The 15,475-nt window shown below is 66.6% G+C and carries 17 protein-coding genes; 10 read left to right on the forward strand and 7 right to left on the reverse strand.

Going from position 1 to position 15,475, the window contains the following annotated elements; all coding sequences use genetic code 11:
• Nucleotides 1–8: 8 nt before the first annotated feature.
• The 4 genes from ABZW11_RS11085 to ABZW11_RS11100 form a co-directional block, all read right to left on the reverse strand.
• A complete protein-coding gene (locus ABZW11_RS11085; protein ID WP_355415080.1) occupies nt 9–1,316 on the reverse strand; it encodes a CHAT domain-containing protein in 1,308 nt (435 codons plus the stop codon).
• Entirely contained in the window at nt 1,313–2,656 is a 1,344-nt protein-coding gene (locus ABZW11_RS11090) for a hypothetical protein (protein ID WP_355415082.1), read from the reverse strand. The genes ABZW11_RS11085 and ABZW11_RS11090 overlap by 4 nt, the downstream gene beginning before the upstream one ends.
• A gap of 2 nt (nt 2,657–2,658) precedes the next feature.
• On the reverse strand, nt 2,659–4,005 hold the full coding sequence (locus ABZW11_RS11095; protein ID WP_355415084.1) for a hypothetical protein: 1,347 nt from the start codon (nt 4,003–4,005) through the stop codon (nt 2,659–2,661).
• 145 nt (nt 4,006–4,150) lie between these two features.
• A complete protein-coding gene (locus ABZW11_RS11100; protein WP_355415086.1) occupies nt 4,151–5,248 on the reverse strand; it encodes a helix-turn-helix transcriptional regulator in 1,098 nt (365 codons plus the stop codon).
• A gap of 287 nt (nt 5,249–5,535) precedes the next feature.
• Between ABZW11_RS11100 and ABZW11_RS11105 the strand changes: the two genes are divergently transcribed.
• From ABZW11_RS11105 to ABZW11_RS11120, 4 genes are all read left to right on the forward strand, one after another.
• Complete coding sequence (locus tag ABZW11_RS11105; RefSeq protein ID WP_355415088.1) at nt 5,536–6,048, forward strand: hypothetical protein; 513 nt, start codon at nt 5,536–5,538, stop codon at nt 6,046–6,048.
• A 215-nt stretch (nt 6,049–6,263) separates the two neighbouring features.
• Nucleotides 6,264–6,896 carry a hypothetical protein gene (locus tag ABZW11_RS11110; RefSeq protein WP_355415090.1) on the forward strand — a complete coding sequence of 211 codons (633 nt, stop codon included), beginning with the start codon at nt 6,264–6,266 and terminating at the stop codon, nt 6,894–6,896.
• A gap of 13 nt (nt 6,897–6,909) precedes the next feature.
• Nucleotides 6,910–7,194, forward strand: coding sequence for a hypothetical protein (locus tag ABZW11_RS11115; protein WP_355415092.1), 285 nt, complete (start codon nt 6,910–6,912; stop codon nt 7,192–7,194).
• A gap of 56 nt (nt 7,195–7,250) precedes the next feature.
• Nucleotides 7,251–9,449 (forward strand): S8 family serine peptidase, encoded by a 2,199-nt coding sequence (locus tag ABZW11_RS11120; RefSeq protein ID WP_355415094.1) that lies wholly within the window; start codon nt 7,251–7,253, stop codon nt 9,447–9,449.
• A gap of 74 nt (nt 9,450–9,523) precedes the next feature.
• Here the strand turns inward: ABZW11_RS11120 and ABZW11_RS11125 are convergent, their stop codons facing one another.
• Nucleotides 9,524–10,159: an FCD domain-containing protein gene (locus ABZW11_RS11125; RefSeq protein ID WP_355415096.1), complete on the reverse strand. Its 636-nt coding sequence runs from the start codon at nt 10,157–10,159 to the stop codon at nt 9,524–9,526.
• Nucleotides 10,160–10,166: 7 nt separating this feature from the next.
• Here ABZW11_RS11125 and ABZW11_RS11130 point away from each other — a divergent pair, with 7 nt between their 5' ends.
• The 3 genes from ABZW11_RS11130 (at nt 10,167) to ABZW11_RS11140 (ending at nt 11,724) form a co-directional block, all read left to right on the forward strand.
• A complete protein-coding gene (locus ABZW11_RS11130; RefSeq protein WP_355415098.1) occupies nt 10,167–10,517 on the forward strand; it encodes a hypothetical protein in 351 nt (116 codons plus the stop codon).
• 163 nt (nt 10,518–10,680) lie between these two features.
• Entirely contained in the window at nt 10,681–10,923 is a 243-nt protein-coding gene (locus tag ABZW11_RS11135) for a hypothetical protein (protein WP_355415100.1), read from the forward strand.
• 24 nt (nt 10,924–10,947) lie between these two features.
• Complete coding sequence (locus ABZW11_RS11140) at nt 10,948–11,724, forward strand: WXG100 family type VII secretion target (protein WP_355415102.1); 777 nt, start codon at nt 10,948–10,950, stop codon at nt 11,722–11,724.
• Nucleotides 11,725–11,756: 32 nt separating this feature from the next.
• Here ABZW11_RS11140 and ABZW11_RS11145 read toward each other — a convergent pair whose 3' ends face one another.
• On the reverse strand, nt 11,757–12,224 hold the full coding sequence (locus ABZW11_RS11145) for a DUF1772 domain-containing protein (RefSeq protein ID WP_355415104.1): 468 nt from the start codon (nt 12,222–12,224) through the stop codon (nt 11,757–11,759).
• A gap of 92 nt (nt 12,225–12,316) precedes the next feature.
• Here ABZW11_RS11145 and ABZW11_RS11150 point away from each other — a divergent pair, with 92 nt between their 5' ends.
• The gene (locus ABZW11_RS11150) at nt 12,317–12,976 is read left to right on the forward strand and encodes a helix-turn-helix domain-containing protein (RefSeq protein ID WP_355415106.1); all 660 of its coding nucleotides are present in this window, start codon (nt 12,317–12,319) and stop codon (nt 12,974–12,976) included.
• Between the two features lie 3 nt (nt 12,977–12,979).
• On the opposite strand, the gene ABZW11_RS11155 is transcribed toward ABZW11_RS11150, so the two are convergent.
• A complete protein-coding gene (locus ABZW11_RS11155) occupies nt 12,980–13,717 on the reverse strand; it encodes an FCD domain-containing protein (RefSeq protein WP_355415108.1) in 738 nt (245 codons plus the stop codon).
• A gap of 56 nt (nt 13,718–13,773) precedes the next feature.
• Here ABZW11_RS11155 and ABZW11_RS11160 point away from each other — a divergent pair, with 56 nt between their 5' ends.
• The gene (locus ABZW11_RS11160) at nt 13,774–14,607 is read left to right on the forward strand and encodes a dioxygenase (protein WP_355415110.1); all 834 of its coding nucleotides are present in this window, start codon (nt 13,774–13,776) and stop codon (nt 14,605–14,607) included.
• Nucleotides 14,604–15,461, forward strand: coding sequence for a fumarylacetoacetate hydrolase family protein (locus tag ABZW11_RS11165; protein WP_355415112.1), 858 nt, complete (start codon nt 14,604–14,606; stop codon nt 15,459–15,461). Before ABZW11_RS11160 ends, ABZW11_RS11165 begins: the two co-directional genes overlap by 4 nt.
• The last annotated feature ends 14 nt before the right edge of the window (nt 15,462–15,475 follow it).

A 15,475-nucleotide genomic window follows, 5' to 3' on the forward strand; every position in this document is an offset into this window, starting at 1 on the left:
AGGTGGTCTCATGCGCTGCCTTCGGAGAGTATGGCCGTCAGCTCGTCGAGCACGTCTTGTGGTGTCCCTTCGGGGAGCACGTTGAGGAGGCCCCTGGTCGTTCGGGTGGTGCCGAGGCGTTGGATGGTGTCATCCCGTTCGGCCGGGGTGGCCGGCAGCACCGTAAAGGGGCCGGGCCTCGTGTAGAGCACGGGGACGGTCCAGGCGTCGTGCAGCGCGGGATCGGCACCGTGCCGGTCTCTCAGCTTCCTGCGAGCCTGGAGCACTGTGTCGCCCCAACTCATGGTGGCGGAGTCGGTAGCCCCCACCGCTTCATGGATGGCGCGGAACGCGGCCGGGTAGAAGGCCGCGGAGAAGGCGGAGGCATCCTCGGCGTCCACCTGCCGCCGCATCCCAATGGCGATCGGCACGCCGCCGTTGACGATTTCTTCGGCGTGAGTGAGGGGCGGGCCGGCCGCCTCGGCGCCCCGGCAGGTATTCAGGATCACCGCCCACGTTCCGGCCTTCTTGGCCACAGGACCGAGTTCCTGCGTCTTGAGCTTCACGGAGCTTGGCCCGAAGGAGCCGTCCGCGTTGTCGAAGTCGCTGATCGTTCCAATCGCCAGCTCGCGTACGTCACCGGCGATCGTGCCATGGCAGTAGAAATGGAGCAGGTGAGGCTCCGGCTTGAGGGCTGCCAGAGCATCGAGGAGGTCGCTGGCGTTCGCAGGCACGGGCCTAACTGCAACGCCCGGGTCGTTCAGCCGCTCGACAGCGTTGATGATCTCTGTCTCCTCGCCGGCAAACAGTGTGACGGTGATGGGAAACCGTACTGTGCGGGCCTGGGTGACGGCGGAGTAGATGGCCTGCCACTCTGCGACGGCGGGACAACCGACCGCGGACAGCACGCACACCAGGTGCAGCGGAGGGGCGAAGACGCGCTCGGTGCCATAAGTGACGTTGCCGCCGCGCGCGATGCGTAGGATGGGCCACCGCTCGTCAAGGGCGATGAAGTTTCCGTCGCTGACGAGCGCCTCCCATGACAGTCCGTGAGCGTCAGCGTCGCTGACCCTGAAGTAGATGGGAATGCTGGGCGGCGCGGCGGGGTGGGTCATTATCCGGGTGAGAACGGTGTCCACGACCGGGTTCTCGCGGATCTTGGCGGCGAGGAGTCTGCCGACCGCCTGGATCGCGTCCGGTCCGGTGACGGCATGCACCTCGTTCAGCCGCACCAACGTTGTCAGTCCTCCGTTCGTCAAGTGGAACGGGGCTTCGACGAAGCACGCGCTTATCCCATCGCCGACAGGATTGACGTTGACGATGATGTCGCCACTCATCTGTGGTTCTCCGTGTGACGGTGGATGACCGCCCGGATCCGTTCGAGCGCGACTTGCCGGCCCTGCTGAAAGGCGATCTCCGTTTCGCTCGTGACCCGCTGCCCGCTCGACCTCTTGAACCGAGCCAGCTCCGCTTCAGACTGCTCGATGTAACGTTGCGCCGTTGAGATCCACCCGGGGGTCCCCTCACGGGCGAATTCGGTCCTGACCTCGGGCGATGGCCGGAACATGTCAATAAGTTCCTGGACGTCCCGGGTGAGGTCGAAGTCGGCCACCTGCGCGGGATGGGCGAAGATCACCAGGTGTGGGCTCGCGGGAGGACGCGCTGGCACGGCCGAGGACAGAAACCTGTAGCCCTGAGCGAGGTCGTTCACCTCACGCGCTTCCGCCGGATCGTGCAGGAGGACCGGGCCCGCGCGCATGGAGCCGAGGTCATCAACCAGGCGCCAAAGGCCATAGTCGGAGCGGTTGCCGGGAGGCCGGGTGAAGCCCACTGCCAGGGCTCCGAGCCGGATCAGGAAGTCGCGCAGAGCTCCTGACTGCACGACATGAGTGTGCCGTGCTCCGGGAGAGCCGGGCGAGCCGCCGGTCAAGATGGCTCCCTCGTCCCCGAGCGCGCATCCATGCGCGACGAAGTGGACGGCGTCCACGGTGTGTTCGGCCAGCTCTCGCTGAATCCAGCTCAGCCACGGATTTTCGGAACCGTACTGTTCCGTGTCCATGCCGGCCGATGACCGATGAACCGTCAGGGCCGGTACCCGCAGGTCTCTGAGGAGCCCTCGCAGCGGAGCTTCATCCTCCTGATCGGTGAAGACGTGGAGCTGCAGGGTGTCCCCCACTCCGTCCAGCAGAGCGCGCACCACGGCCGACGGGCTCTCGCCGAGGCCTTGAGGACCGGTGGCAAGGCAGAGCACGACGCGAAAGGCGGAGCTGCGGCGTTGCGGCTCGGGCAGGACGTCAGGCAACCGTAGGAAGGGAACCTCGATCGCCGGTTGCACGAACCGCTCCCAGGGTACGGCGCCCAATGCCGCGCACGGCTTCACGAGATGGAGCCAGAACGGGTCCCGCTCCTCTGGCGCTTCCAGCTGTCCGTCACATCGGTGCTGGTCGGCGATCCATGAGACCACGTCCTGTGGGACATGGAGCTCTAGATCTGCGGTCTTGACGCCTTCGGCCTGGCTGAAGCCGTACCGGCTCAGATCGTCCACCCGCTCCGCCTCGATGTCGCCGCGCCCCTGACGATTGGTGACGAGCTGGATCTGCGCAGCGAGGCGTCCCTGCTCGCGGGTAAGCGCCACTCGGGCGACCCGCAGGGGCCGGGCCTCCGTCGATGTCCGCATGGTCACCTCCCGGCGAGATCGCACAGAGCCCAGGCCGTCGACTCGTTGACCACGTCCCCATGACCGGTGATGGTTCTGCTGCCGTTGACCGCCCATACACCGGGGGCGCCAGCCCCAAGGTCATAAGGCTCGGGGGGATCCTTGATCGCGACCGTCCCCCAGTCATCGAACCCCCGTGGGCCGTAACCGCCCAGTGCCGCGTACTCGTTGGGCGGCTCGTCGCCGGCGATCTCGATCTCCCCGAGATCCTTCCCCCTGCGCAGGGCAAGGTGGAACAGCTTGTGCAGCGCGAAGTCATTGGGGGTGTACGTCGTCAGGATCGGCTGCCGCACCAGGTCGGGTGCCTGGTGGAACCCTCCTGGGTGCCCGTTCGGCAATCTGTCGGCGAAGCACAGGTGGTTCACTGCCGGTTGCAGGAGGAGAAGCGAATCGATGGGGTGGGGAAGTGGCCCGCCACGTGGGTGGGTGATCGCGGCGAGCAGCACGCGTGCCCCATAGGAGTGACCTACGAGGTGGTAGCGGGTGGGCATGCCGTCCGTTGCCTGGATCATGTCCCGCAGAAGGGGACCGACGCCTGCGGCGCCCACCATCCCGGCGCGGTCTTTCATGTGGAAGACGGTCAGGCTCCGGATCAGGTCACGCGGGTTGAGCATGTCCATCAACCCCGCTACGTCGGGCGCCGTTGTCCCGAACGTGCCCGCCGCACCGAAGTCTTCGGCCGAGGACGGCAAGGCCGGCGCCATGACCTGTGCCTCGACCACGGCCCAGGCGGCCAGCATCTCATCGAGATCGCGTCCGGGATCGCGCGGCACATCCGGATCGCCGGACTCATAAACGGCGGTCATAAGCTTCAGCAGCTCTCGTGCCTCGCCCTCCTCAAGAGCAGGGCGCTCCACAAGTTCGTAGTAGCGGGCCAAACGCCTGGGATCGACGTAGGATGCCAGCTCACCGGCGAGAGACAGATCGACCGCGTCGATGTCCGTTCCCCCGGCGCCGGCGAGTTCCGGGCCCTGCTCCCACGCCATGAGCAGTGCCGTGGAAGGCCAGTGCACACCGACAAGGACAGGCCGGTAATCCTCGTCCTGCCCCTTGCCGTGGCGTTCCCGTACGTCCCGGTACGTGACTATGAAGCGGCGGTAGGCGTCGTGCGCGGTCTTCCAGTCGTTGTTCCAGCCGTGACTGAACAGGTAGACGTCAGTCGTGCCTCCCGCGGCCAGCGTGTGGAGCAGATGCTGCTGCGTGAGGGGCGAGGCGGCGAGACCCTGCCGATCGAATCGCAGGGCGTAGTAGGGAGCCTCACGTCCACGCGCAAAAGAAATGTGCAGATACGGCCCCGGCGTGTTTGTCATTCCCGGCTCAATCCCTTCGCCTCAAGCAGTCCGCCCTATATTCAGAGTGAAATCAGCGAACGCACACGAAGGGTCTCCCCATGAATAAGTATCGTGAATATCTCGAGGAGTCCATATATGTTCAAGGTGAAGGTTTCCACCGTGATCACTCTTCTGAATGAGCTCCGTCGTCCGCACATTCTGCGATAGCCGAGGATGCCTTCGCGCCGGCCCGGTTCGGCGAGCCGACTGTCGCACGACACCCGTGAGGCTCACGGCCGCACCACGCGCCTTCCTGCAGCCCTCGCTCCTCCGCCACGGCATCCAGGTTCCGGAGGGCGGCGTGGGCCGAGGTTCCGGCCGGGGCGCTGAGGAGAACGACCCACAGTTTTTCGTCCTCAACATCAGTAAGAAACTGCCAGTCCACATCGAACTGCCCGGCTATCGGGTGGTTCAGCCGGCTACGGCCGCAGGTGCGCATGGTGACCAGGTGCTGCCCCCACCAGGTACGGAAATCACCATCATGAGCGGCCAATTCGCTGATCAGAGCGCGCAACCTCGGCTGCAGGGGGTGCGTGCCGGCCGCCATGCGAAGAGTCGACACGGTCTCCTGGGCCCGCTCCCTCCAGTCCAGTAGCAGAGATCTGGTATGTGGATCAAGGAAAACCATGCGCGCGAGATTACGATGCTGCGGTTTTATCGTGTGCAAATCGCCGAAGAGCGCCGAGGCCAGCCGGTTCCAGGCCAGGATGTCGAGGTAGGGGCCAAGGACCAGGCCGGCGGTGTCGACGAGGTTGCTCAGCAGCCGAGCGATCTGGGGCCTGATGCGCTCGTGTCCATGCCTACAGCCGCTACGGTCGCTGGCTTCAGGATGGGCCAGCTGGATGAGATAGCGGTGCTGGTCGCCGTTGAGTTGCAGCGCCCGGCCAAGGGCGTTCAGCACCGCGCGTGAAGCGGTGCGCACCCGTCCCTGCTCCAGGCGCGTGTAGTAGTCAGTGCTGATTCCCGCCAGGTGGGCGACCTCCTCCCGGCGCAGGCCCGGCACCCGCCGGAGCTTGCCCGTTTCCGCAAGGCCGGCCTCTGGCGCGCTGAGCGATGCTCGCCGGGCAGCGAGGAAGTCTCCCAGCGGGCCCCGACTGCTCCGGTCTCTACGATTCACAGCGGGATTTTCCCACTCGTGTACCGGTTCTCCAGGGAGGGCGCCTCTTGTTTTCCAGGGTAGGCGTTTCCTACGAAGAACGTGTCCTTGCAGGTCACATGGCATGTGCAGCAGGGTTGGGCGGGGAGAGGGGACGCTGGCGGCGTGTCACGGATCCGTTGGCCGGCGGCAGTGCTCCCAAAAAGTTCGCAGGGCACTTTCCGCTGCCCTGGCCGAGGAACTGTTCTGCCCGGAGCTCAATAGGGCACGGCTTCACTACATGACTGACGCAAATAGCTTCATCTCACGTATACGGGGGAAAGATGACGCACACGGCAACGAAGGCTTGGCCTTCCGGATGGACGCAGCAGGGCTACCAGCCCCTCACGACGGGCCAGGGCCAGGGTCAGCAGATGATCCCGGCGGGAGTGCTCAGCAGCCTGCTCGGCCCCCTGCTCAGCATCTTCAGCACGCAGCAACAGCAGCAGGGCTACCAGCCCTTTACGACAGGCCAGGGTCAGGGTCAGGGTCAGGGTCAGCAGATGATCCCGGCCGACGCGGTCGGGACCATCCTCGACCTGGCGCTCAAGCACGGCCCAGACCTGATCAAGGGCATCCTCGACCTGTTCAGCACCCAGCAGCAGGGCTACCAGCCCTTCACGACAGGTCAGGGTCAGGGTCAGCAGATGGTCCCGGCCGACGCGGTCGGGACCATCCTCGACCTGGCGCTCAAGCACGGCCCGGACCTGATCAAGGGCATCCTCGACCTGTTCAGCACCCAGCAGCAGGGCATGCGGCCTGCTCAGGCGGGCCAGGGTCAGCAGATGATCCCGGCCGACGCGGTCAACGCCATCACGAACCTGTTCAAGAAGTACCCCGCTGACATCATCACCGACTGCTTCGGGATGCTACGTCCTTCATTCTGAGCCGCCGCCTATGCCCAGCCCGGTTCGGTACTCATGGGTGGGCAACAGGGTGCTGCCGCGAGCCGAGCAAAAATTAAGGGCGTCGCGGATTATTTCCGTGGCGCGCAACAGGGGGAAGTATGAAAAACGGAGCCACGATAGCTCAGCAGCCTTATGGATCGACGCAGGGCTTCCAGACGTCCTCAGCGGGAGGGGGCACCGGTCAGGGTCAGCAGATGATCCCGGCCGACGCGGTCGGGACCATCCTCAATCTGGCACTCAAGCACGGCCCCGACCTGATCAAGGGTATCCTCGACCTGTTCAGCACCCAGCAGCAGCAGGGCATGCGGCCTGCTCAGGCGGGCTGGTACACCAGCCAGCCCCAGCAGGGTCAACAGGGCCAGCAGATGATTCCGGCCGATGCCGTCAGCACCATCCTGAAGCTGGCGCGGCCTTACATCGAGTCCGGCACGCAGCGACCGGGCGTGCAACCCGCCTCCACCGGGGGAGGCGGCGGCCAGGGCCAGCAGCTCTATCCAGCTGAGTTGATCTCAACGCTGATCGGGCTCGGTGTCACCTTCGGCCCCAGTCTGATCGAGGGCATCCTCGACCTGTTCAGCACCCAGCCAAGCATGCAACCTGCCTCCACCGGGGGAGGCGGCGGCCAGGGCCAGCAGCTCTATCCAGCTGAGTTGATCTCAACGCTGATCGGACTCGGTGTCACCTTCGGCCCGAGCCTGATCGAGGGCATCCTCGACCTGTTCAGCACCCAGCAGCAGGCTATGCAGCCTGCCATGATGCCTTCCTTCATTCCGCCGAACTCCGGGCAGGAATGCTCTTCTTCCCGCTGGCCGTGGATCATGGCCTGACGAAGGTGTAGTGATGACATCAGTTCAGATCGCCGATCCTTCCAGTTCGCTGTCCGAGAGCGCGACCACACAGGGCCTCGGAGGGCTGAAGGAAAAGTGCCGGTCCTTGCTGGAACAGTTCAATGGCTGGCTGCAGGTGACGGTGCCGAACGCACCCCACCTCGTCGGCATCGTTCCGGTGGTCACCCAGGCCATCCACCTCTACCGAGCCGGTAAGTACGAGGCCTGCGTCGGTCGCGTCAAAGATGCGGCTGAGATCCTTCGGTTGGTCGGTCATCCGGTTCCGATGAACCCGTGAGCAGGCAAGCCGGGCCGCCCGGACCGGCTCAACACCGGTCCGGGCGCCGACGCTACATGATCGGTAGCAGCAACGGCGAGCTCCTGGCCAAACTGGCACACGAGCTTGCTTCCGATCCTGAGGTAAGGCTGCTGAGAAAGCTCGGCGACGGAGACGCTCCGAGTCTCCTTGTCGTCGAGATGTCGCCGGAGCACGCCGTGACGCTGAACGAACGGCTGGCGCCTCAGGTGACAGTCGAGCCGGACCTCCCCCTTGAACCGCTGGGGCACAGTCCCCGTAGTGCGAAGAGGACAACTATCGTTATGGCAGGAAAAGACAAGGGCGATGCTGAAAAGCCGCGAGGCCGTACGTCGAAAGAACCGAAACGGCGGACGACCTCATCGAGCGCACAATCCGACGATGCCAAGACGACGCCGGACTCGATTGACATAAAATCTCGCCGTCAGCGTTACATGATGGCGGCGAAGTCACCTATGCAGCTCATGGCCATGGGCGTGTCGGAGCAACCGATCAGCCCTGCGACTTTGCACCAGATGCTCACGGAAGACGCCCACGTACAAGTGGTGCGCCGCCTGCAACCGGCCCGTGCCACGCTTTTCAGCTCGGAGACCTCGGTCTCCGAGATCGTGGTGGCCGAGATGGACGTCGAATACGCGCAAATGCTGCGACACCAGCTACCTCAGGTGCAGGTGGAGCGCGATCAGTTGCTCACCTACGCGGCGGCTCCGCCCTCGACAGGCGTTGCGGCGGGGCCTGAGGTGGCGGCGGCCGAGCCACTGCTCCTTCCGCTGGGGCTCCAGACGACCATCTCCTTCCTGGTACAAAGCCCCGCGGCCGAGCCGCTGCGAGACGTGACCATCCACGTCATCGGGACGGCGGGACTTTTCCAAGCCGTCACCGGCGGCGATGGTCGAGCGCATGTCACCTTGTTCGGTGACACCCCACAGTCCGTGCAATCGATCCTCGTCATGCCGGCCGAAGGCTACTGGAACTGGCGCATGGAACGGCCCGCGTTGGCGACGGGCCGCGACAACGTCGTTACCTTGCGCAGGCTTTCGGACCTCTTCACCGGATTCCCCGCGCAGCAGACCTTCGGCTGGGGACAGCGAGCTATGCGCCTGGACAAGCTGTCGCCCACCTTCCGTGGCGCGGGCGTGAAAGTCGCAGTCATCGACTCAGGAGTCGATACCAGGCATCCTGACCTCAAGAACGAGGTCGCCGCTGGGAAAGACCTGGTCGATCGTACTCCGACGGGATGGACCGTCGACACGGTCCGGCACGGCTCCCACTGCTCTGGAATCATCACGGCGGCCGACAACGGCAAGGGGATCTTCGGCTTCGCCACAGAAGCGGAGATACACATCTGCAAGATCTTCCCTGGGGGATGGCAGAGTGATCTCATCGAAGCTCTCGACTACTGCATCGACAACCAGATAGACGTTGTCAACCTCAGCATGGGCATGCCCGGCTACAACAACCTGGTGGCCCAGAAAATCAACGATGCTCGCAACCTAGGAGTGGCATGCGTCGTCGCTGCGGGTAACACCGCCGGTCCGGTCAATTTCCCGGGCAACATTCCTACGGTGCTGACGGTGGCTGCCATCGGCAAAGTGGGGACCTACCCCACGGACAGCGGCCATGCGGCCGAGGCCACGCCGGCGAACAGCGACGGATACTTCTCCGCGCGATTCACTTGTCTCGGGCCGGAGATCGATGTCTGCGCCCCAGGCGTAGCCATTCTGTCCACGGTCCCGGGTGGTTACGCCGCCTGGGATGGCACGTCACAGGCGGCGCCGCACGTGACGGGCCTGGCCGCGCTCGTCCTGGCCCATCGGGACGAGTTCCGCAACGAATTCCGCTACCGCGACCGCCGCCGCGTCGACCGGCTGTTTCAGGTGCTCAAGGCCAGTTGCGTGCCCGTCGACCTGGGCGATCGAAACCGTACGGGTGTCGGCATGCCTGACGCCGTACGAGCGTTCGAGCCCATCTCAGCCGACGCCATGGTCGACGTGGGTCAGCAGGCCATGCTGGACGAACTCATCAAAAAGCTGATCGAAGCGGGGCTGACTCCGGCCACCGGCCTGGCTCCACAACAATTCGTGCCGGGGCAGGCGTCGCCGTCGTCGACCGATTCCACAGCCGCGTCCTCAGGGCAGGAGCGCCTCATCACCAGCGTGTCCGGAGCTCTCGCTCAACTGGATCACGAGATGTACTCGGCAGGTCTGACGGGTTACGGCCCCGACCCCCTCGCCTGATTCGTAACAACGGCGACCAAGGTGGGAGAGACGCTTGCGTTCTCCCACCTTGGTCGCGGCATCTCAGGACATTCCTAGAGGCCGGGCCTGGCTTCTCGATGGCGTTCTACGGCGGTGGTGGTGCGGGGTATGTCGCTGGCTGTGATGGCCTCCACCAACTCCGTGTGGACCTCTACGCGGCGCCGCAGGTACGCGGTCGGGTCGGTGGTGGAGTCGGGGGTGGCGTGGGCGGACAAGTCTGAGATGCAGCGGGTCATCGTCAGGTAGACGGCTTTGGCCAGGTGGTTCGGAGTTATTTCGGCTATGCGTTCGTGCAGGGCCAGGTTTGCGCGGATGAAGCGGGTTCTGTCGGACGTCGCGCGCTTCAGTGCCGTGAGGAGTTTGCGTAGGTCCGTGATGTCTTGCTTGGTGCGGTGGCGGGCGGCGTCTGCCGCGATCAAGGGCTCCAATGAGTCGCGTACGGCTATCGCGTCGGCCACTGTCGTCGGCATCGAGCGGACCGAGAGCAGGGTGTGGCGGAGGCGGACGATGGGGTTGGGGGCGGCGACGAACAGGCCGCCGTTGCGGCCCGGGCGGATCTCCACCGTGCCGCGGTCGCTGAGCAGCCGGGCCGCCTCGCTGATCGTGGCGCGGCCGTAGCCCGACAGGTCGCGGAAGCCGTCCATGGTGCCGATCAGGTCGCCGGGGCCGAGGCCGCGGGCGTCGATCATGGACTCGATGTCGGCGGCGAGGGACTCGGCGCGGGTCGGAGGTGAACCGGAAAACACCCGAACCATTCTGGTCAATCGAGCGCGGCGGCGCTACGCTCCGGTCAAGCCTTTGGAGGACTATGTGACCCCGCTGCTGCGACAGGTCCTGAGCCAGATCGACGGGCCCGATCCCCGGGTCAACGAGGTGGTCTCCGCGCTCGTCAAGCATCTGCACGCCTTCGTCGAGGAGGTGCGGGCCGATCTGTCGTGTGCCCAAGGCGGTGCCTCGCCTTGGGAGGAGGTCCCGCTGCTGGAGCCGGCCTGTGATGAGTGCCGGCCTATGGCGGGGCCGACGCGATCACGACAGGCACGGCTGTGACGAGACCGTCCGATACGTGATGCGTGACGCTGGGCCGCACGAGGCGGCCAGGGCCCTGTGCGGTACTCGGCAGCCATGTCCTGTACGAAGGAGGACCTAGCCTTGAGGTTGCGTTCACCTGATCTTCATCGGCCCGTCAGCGCGGGCTCATAGCTTAACGATCATGTCACGTGAACCCCAACCCTCCCTCCAGGACGAATGGTCGGCGTGGGAGCCCTATCCGCAGCGGCAGGACTACTGGCCAGGGCTCGGTATGGAGCGCGTCGACGGGTACGAGGTCGATCACGCCCGCCTGCGGACCATCGGCACGCACTTCATGACCGAGTTCGAGGAGGTTCACAAGCGCCTGCCCAAGCCGCACCTCGACGATTTCGCTGACCGCATGGGTTACCACCCGGCGGGGTAGGGGGCCGCGCAGACCTGGACGACCTTGGTCGGCGCCTTCGAGGACGCGTTGTGCTCGCTGACCACGGACGTGATGATGGAGACGGCGATGGCGGCCAGAAAGGTCGCGACGAGCGGGCGCAACTACGAACTGGTCGACCAGGACCCCTGGCTGTCCAAGCACCAGCTCGGGAGTGGGGTCAGCTCGGATCGAGCCGACCGCTACCGGGTGACCAACGTCTACCCGTCGGGATCGGTCGAGCTGCTCGCACCGTATGCGAACGTCGACGACGTGATCGGGAACTGGGTGGCGAACGAGCCCTGGATGGACGACGACAGCCGTACCTCCATCAGGTACAAGCTCATGAGCTGGAAGCCGGAGGGACTGACCTCCTACGCGAGCACGGTCACCGGCATCGCCGGCGGGCTGGTCGAGGTCACGCACGGGCTGATGTCGCGCGCGCGGGAGATCAGGGACGCACCCTGGCAGGGGGCCGCAGCCGACGAGGCCCAGCAGTCGCTCCGGAAGATCTACGAGAACGTCCGCGGTCTGGCCGCCACCCACGGCCAGGTCGCGCACGGCCTCACCGCCGCCGCCGAGATCATCACGACCGCGCAGAGCCGCTTCGACATGGTGGTCAACAAGGGCGGCTGGGAGTTCTCCGACCTGTGGCACGGCGACGACGAGGACGCCAGGCGCTTCCTCAAGGGGGTGGGCCGGCAGCTCGCGGACGTACTACGGCAGATGCCGCAGACCGCGCGGATCGACCTGCCCGGTCTCATCCCCGAGGCGCAGCGGGAGACCTATGTCCTGTCCGGGTGACTACCCGATCGGGTCGGCTGATGGGTCGGCGTTCAGTCGCGGTCGAATGCCTGAACGATGATCAGGCAGGCGAACGCGGCGAGCGCGAGTGCCGTCCGGATGAAGTGCAGGGTCAGCCACCGCCGGTGGCTCTCGTGCCAGTCGGCGGGTAAGAGGTCGGGGTCCCAGGCGTCCACCATCCGGTTGAGGGGCTCCAGGCCCGTCAGGGTGAGGGCGACGGTGAGGATCACCAGGATCAGGGCGGCCGCGCTGACGCCGAAGCTGAACCATCCGCGGCGCCACGACAGGACGGCCACGATGGTCAGCGCCGCGATGCCGGTCAGCAGCAGCGGCGGCATGGCGCGGCCGTAGTCGACGTTGAGCGCCTGCCAGTACCGGACGTAGGCGGGTCCCGGCAGACGCGCCACGGACGGGGCGAGCACCACGAAGACGACGCCGCCCGCGTACAGGCCGACCAGCAGCAGCGCGACCATCCTGGACGCGGCGAGCACCGAAGACATCGCGGAGCCCTTCCATGTAGAAAATCGACTAGAAGTGCACTTTTTCATTAGATGAGCTTCTAGTCAATATAAGTCTGGAATCATGGTGCGCGATGACTGGGCAGAAGAAGCGTCGCCCCTACTCCAGCGTTCTACGGCAGGAGCAGGCCGAGGCCACGCGGCGAAAGATCGCGGGCGCGGCGCGGGAATTGATGATCAGTAAGGGTTACGCCGACACGACCATGGCCGAGGTCGCCCGTGAGGCCGGCGTGGCGCTCCAGACGCTGTACACGTCATCTCCCGGCGGCAAACCCGCCCTGGCCAAGCTCGTCTACGACATCACACTGGCCGGCGACGCCCGGCCCCTGCTCCAGAGCGACCGCCCCGAGGTCCAGGCGATCATCGACGAACCCGATCCCGTACGCAAGCTGGCCCGGTACGCCGCCATGGCCACCGGGATCCTCCGGCGCGTCCAGCCCGTGCACCGCGTCCTGCGTGCGGCCGCCGCAGCCTCACCGGCCGACGCGGGGCTCCAGGAGGTCCTGGCCGGCATCGAACGCGAGCGGCTGAAGGGCAGTCACGGTCCGGCCCACCACCTGCACGCGCTCGGAGCTCTGCGGCCGGGCCTCGCCCCGGCCAGGGCAGCCGAGCAGATCTACGTCCTCACCTCGACGGAGAACTTCGAGAAGCTGACCGAGGTCTGCGGGTGGACCGAGACCGAGTACGAGGAATGGCTCGCCGGGATCCTCGCGGCCACCCTCCTCCGGGCTTGACGATCACATCCCTATCCACACTCGGCCATGTTGATCATCAAGGTGTGCCGAGGCCGGGGCTCGGTGGCGTTCTACGGCGGTGGTGGTGCGGGCTATGTCGCCGGCGGCGATCGCCTCGACCAGCTCGGCGTGGACCTCCACGCGGTGGCGCAGGTAGGCGGCCGGGTCGGTGCCGGAGTCGGGGGTGGCGTGGTCGGACAGGTCGGAGATGCAGCGGGTCATGGACAAGTAGACCGCTTTGGCCAGGTGGTTCGGGGTGATCTCGGCGATGCGTTCGTGGAGGGCCCAGTTCGCGCGCATAAAGCGGTTCCTGTCGGTGGTGGCTCGCTTGAGTGCTGTGAGGAGCTTGCGTAGGGCGGTGATGTCCTGCTTTGTGCGGTGGCGGGCGGCGTCCAGCGCGATCAACGGTTCCAAGGAGTCGCGTACGGCTATCGCGTCGGCCACCGTCGTCGGCAGCGAGCGTACTGAGAGCAGAGTGTGGCGGAGGCGGACGATCGGGTTGGGGGCGGCGACGAACAGGCCGCCGTTGCGGCCCGGGCGGATCTCCACCGTGCCGCGGTCGCTGAGCAGCCGGGCCGCCTCGCTGATCGTGGCGCGGCCGTAGCCCGACAGGTCGCGGAAGCCGTCCATGGTGCCGATCAGGTCGCCGGGGCCGAGGCCGCGGGCGTCGATCATGGACTCGATGTCGGCGGCGAGGGACTCGGCGCGGGTCGGAGGTGAACCGGAAAACACCCGAACCATTCTGGTCAATTGTGCGCGGCGGCGCTACGCTCCGAGTCAAGCCTTTGGAGGACGATGTGACCCCGCTGCTGCGCCAGGTCCTGAGCCAGATCGACGGGCCCGATCCCCGGGTCAACGAGGTGGTCTCCGCGCTCGTCAAGCACCTGCACGTCTTCGTCGAGGAGGTGCGGCCCACCGAGCGCGAGTGGATCGCGGGGCTCGACTTCCTCATAGAGACCGGGCAGATGTGCACCCCGCACCGCAACGAGTTCATCCTGCTGTCCGACATGCTCGGTCTGACCAGCGCCGTGGACGACGTGAACAACGAGGGCCCCGAGGGCATGACGCCGTCCTCGGTGGAGGGGCCGTTCCACTCGCCCGCCCCCGAGCGGGAGCCGGGCGCGTGGATCAGTGCCGGGCCCGAGCGGGAGCGCGGGACGCCGGCCGTGGTGCAGGGACGGGTGCTCGACTGCGACGGCACGCCGCTGCCGGGCGCCGTGGTGGACGTGTGGCAGGCCAACGACACCGGCCTGTACGACACCCAGGACGACAGCCAGGATCTCGGCAACCTGCGCGGCCTGTTCACCACGGACGCGGAGGGGCGCTACCGGTTCCGTACGATCCGGCCGAGCAGCTACCCCGTGCCGACCGACGGCACCGCGGGACGGCTGCTGCGGGCGGTCGGGCGGCATCCCATGCGGCCTGCGCACTTCCACTACCGGGTCACCGCCGCCGGATACCGGCCGCTGACCACGCACGTCTTCCTCGCCGGCGACCCCTATCTGGGCTCCGACGCGGCGTACGCGGTGAAGGACGCGCTGGTGCGCGAGCCGGTGCGGCGTACGGACGGGTACGAGGAGATCACGTTCGACATCAAGCTGGTCCCGTTGGACTGGAAGGAGGGGCAGTGAGGCTCGTCGGGGTACGCGTCCGCGGGGACGACGTCGTACGGGTCGCGCGGCTCGACGGCGACACGGTGACGCTGCTCGCCGAGGTGAACGAGTTCTGGGCCGACGCGCGCAGCCTGGTCGCCAAGGTGGCGGGCATCAGGGAGGGGCTGCGGCTGGCCGACGGCAACGTCACGCTCTCCACGGAGGCTGTGACGTTCGTGCCGCCGGTGCCGCCGTCCGCGCGGGTGATCTGCGTGGGATTGAACTACCGGGCGCACGCGGCCGAGGGCTCCTTCGAGGTGCCTGAGCATCCGACGTTGTTCGGGCGGTGGACGGCGTCGCTGAGCGTGGGCGGGGTGCCGGTCGCGGTGCCGGCCGGTGAGGCGGGGCTGGACTGGGAGGGGGAGGTGGCGGCGTACGTCGCGGAGCCGGTGCGCGACGCCGACCCCACGACCGCGCTGAGGGCCGTGCTCGGCTACTCCACCTTCAACGACCTGACCGCGCGCCGCGCCCAGAAGCTCACCAGCCAGTGGACCTTGGGCAAGAACGCCGACCGCAGCGGCCCCCTGGGGCCGATCGTGACCGCCGACGAGGTGGGGGATCTGCGGGACGGGCTGCGGGTGCGTACCAGGGTGAATGGGACTGTCGTCCAGGACGGCAACACCCGCGACATGATCTTCGGCGTCGGCGAGGTGTTGTCGCTGATCAGCCGCACGCTCACGCTCAACCCCGGCGACGTCATCGCCACCGGCACCCCCGACGGCGTCGGCTACGTGCGCACGCCGCCCTGGCTGCTGCAGCCCGGTGACGTGGTGGAGGTCGAGATCGACCGGCTCGGCGTGCTTCGTACTCCCGTCACGGCCACCCTTCCCTGACCGCGCGCGCCCGG

This window comes from Nonomuraea sp. NPDC004580 (genome assembly GCF_040609855.1).
Classification (GTDB): Bacteria; Actinomycetota; Actinomycetes; order Streptosporangiales; family Streptosporangiaceae; genus Nonomuraea; species Nonomuraea salmonea.

Bases quoted from the DNA above. Each gene is read 5' to 3' on its own strand.
- ABZW11_RS11085 (WP_355415080.1), bottom strand. From the start codon at position 1,316: ATGAGTGGCGACATCATCGTCAACGTCAATCCTGTCGGCGATGGGATA.
- ABZW11_RS11090 (WP_355415082.1), bottom strand. From the start codon at position 2,656: ATGCGGACATCGACGGAGGCCCGGCCCCTGCGGGTCGCCCGAGTGGCG.
- ABZW11_RS11095 (WP_355415084.1), bottom strand. From the start codon at position 4,005: ATGACAAACACGCCGGGGCCGTATCTGCACATTTCTTTTGCGCGTGGA.
- ABZW11_RS11100 (WP_355415086.1), bottom strand. From the start codon at position 5,248: ATGCCATGTGACCTGCAAGGACACGTTCTTCGTAGGAAACGCCTACCC.
- ABZW11_RS11105 (WP_355415088.1), top strand. From the start codon at position 5,536: ATGATCCCGGCGGGAGTGCTCAGCAGCCTGCTCGGCCCCCTGCTCAGC.
- ABZW11_RS11110 (WP_355415090.1), top strand. From the start codon at position 6,264: ATGATCCCGGCCGACGCGGTCGGGACCATCCTCAATCTGGCACTCAAG.
- ABZW11_RS11115 (WP_355415092.1), top strand. From the start codon at position 6,910: ATGACATCAGTTCAGATCGCCGATCCTTCCAGTTCGCTGTCCGAGAGC.
- ABZW11_RS11120 (WP_355415094.1), top strand. From the start codon at position 7,251: ATGATCGGTAGCAGCAACGGCGAGCTCCTGGCCAAACTGGCACACGAG.
- ABZW11_RS11125 (WP_355415096.1), bottom strand. From the start codon at position 10,159: ATGATCGACGCCCGCGGCCTCGGCCCCGGCGACCTGATCGGCACCATG.
- ABZW11_RS11130 (WP_355415098.1), top strand. From the start codon at position 10,167: ATGTCGGCGGCGAGGGACTCGGCGCGGGTCGGAGGTGAACCGGAAAAC.
- ABZW11_RS11135 (WP_355415100.1), top strand. From the start codon at position 10,681: ATGTCACGTGAACCCCAACCCTCCCTCCAGGACGAATGGTCGGCGTGG.
- ABZW11_RS11145 (WP_355415104.1), bottom strand. From the start codon at position 12,224: ATGTCTTCGGTGCTCGCCGCGTCCAGGATGGTCGCGCTGCTGCTGGTC.
- ABZW11_RS11150 (WP_355415106.1), top strand. From the start codon at position 12,317: ATGACTGGGCAGAAGAAGCGTCGCCCCTACTCCAGCGTTCTACGGCAG.
- ABZW11_RS11155 (WP_355415108.1), bottom strand. From the start codon at position 13,717: ATGGTTCGGGTGTTTTCCGGTTCACCTCCGACCCGCGCCGAGTCCCTC.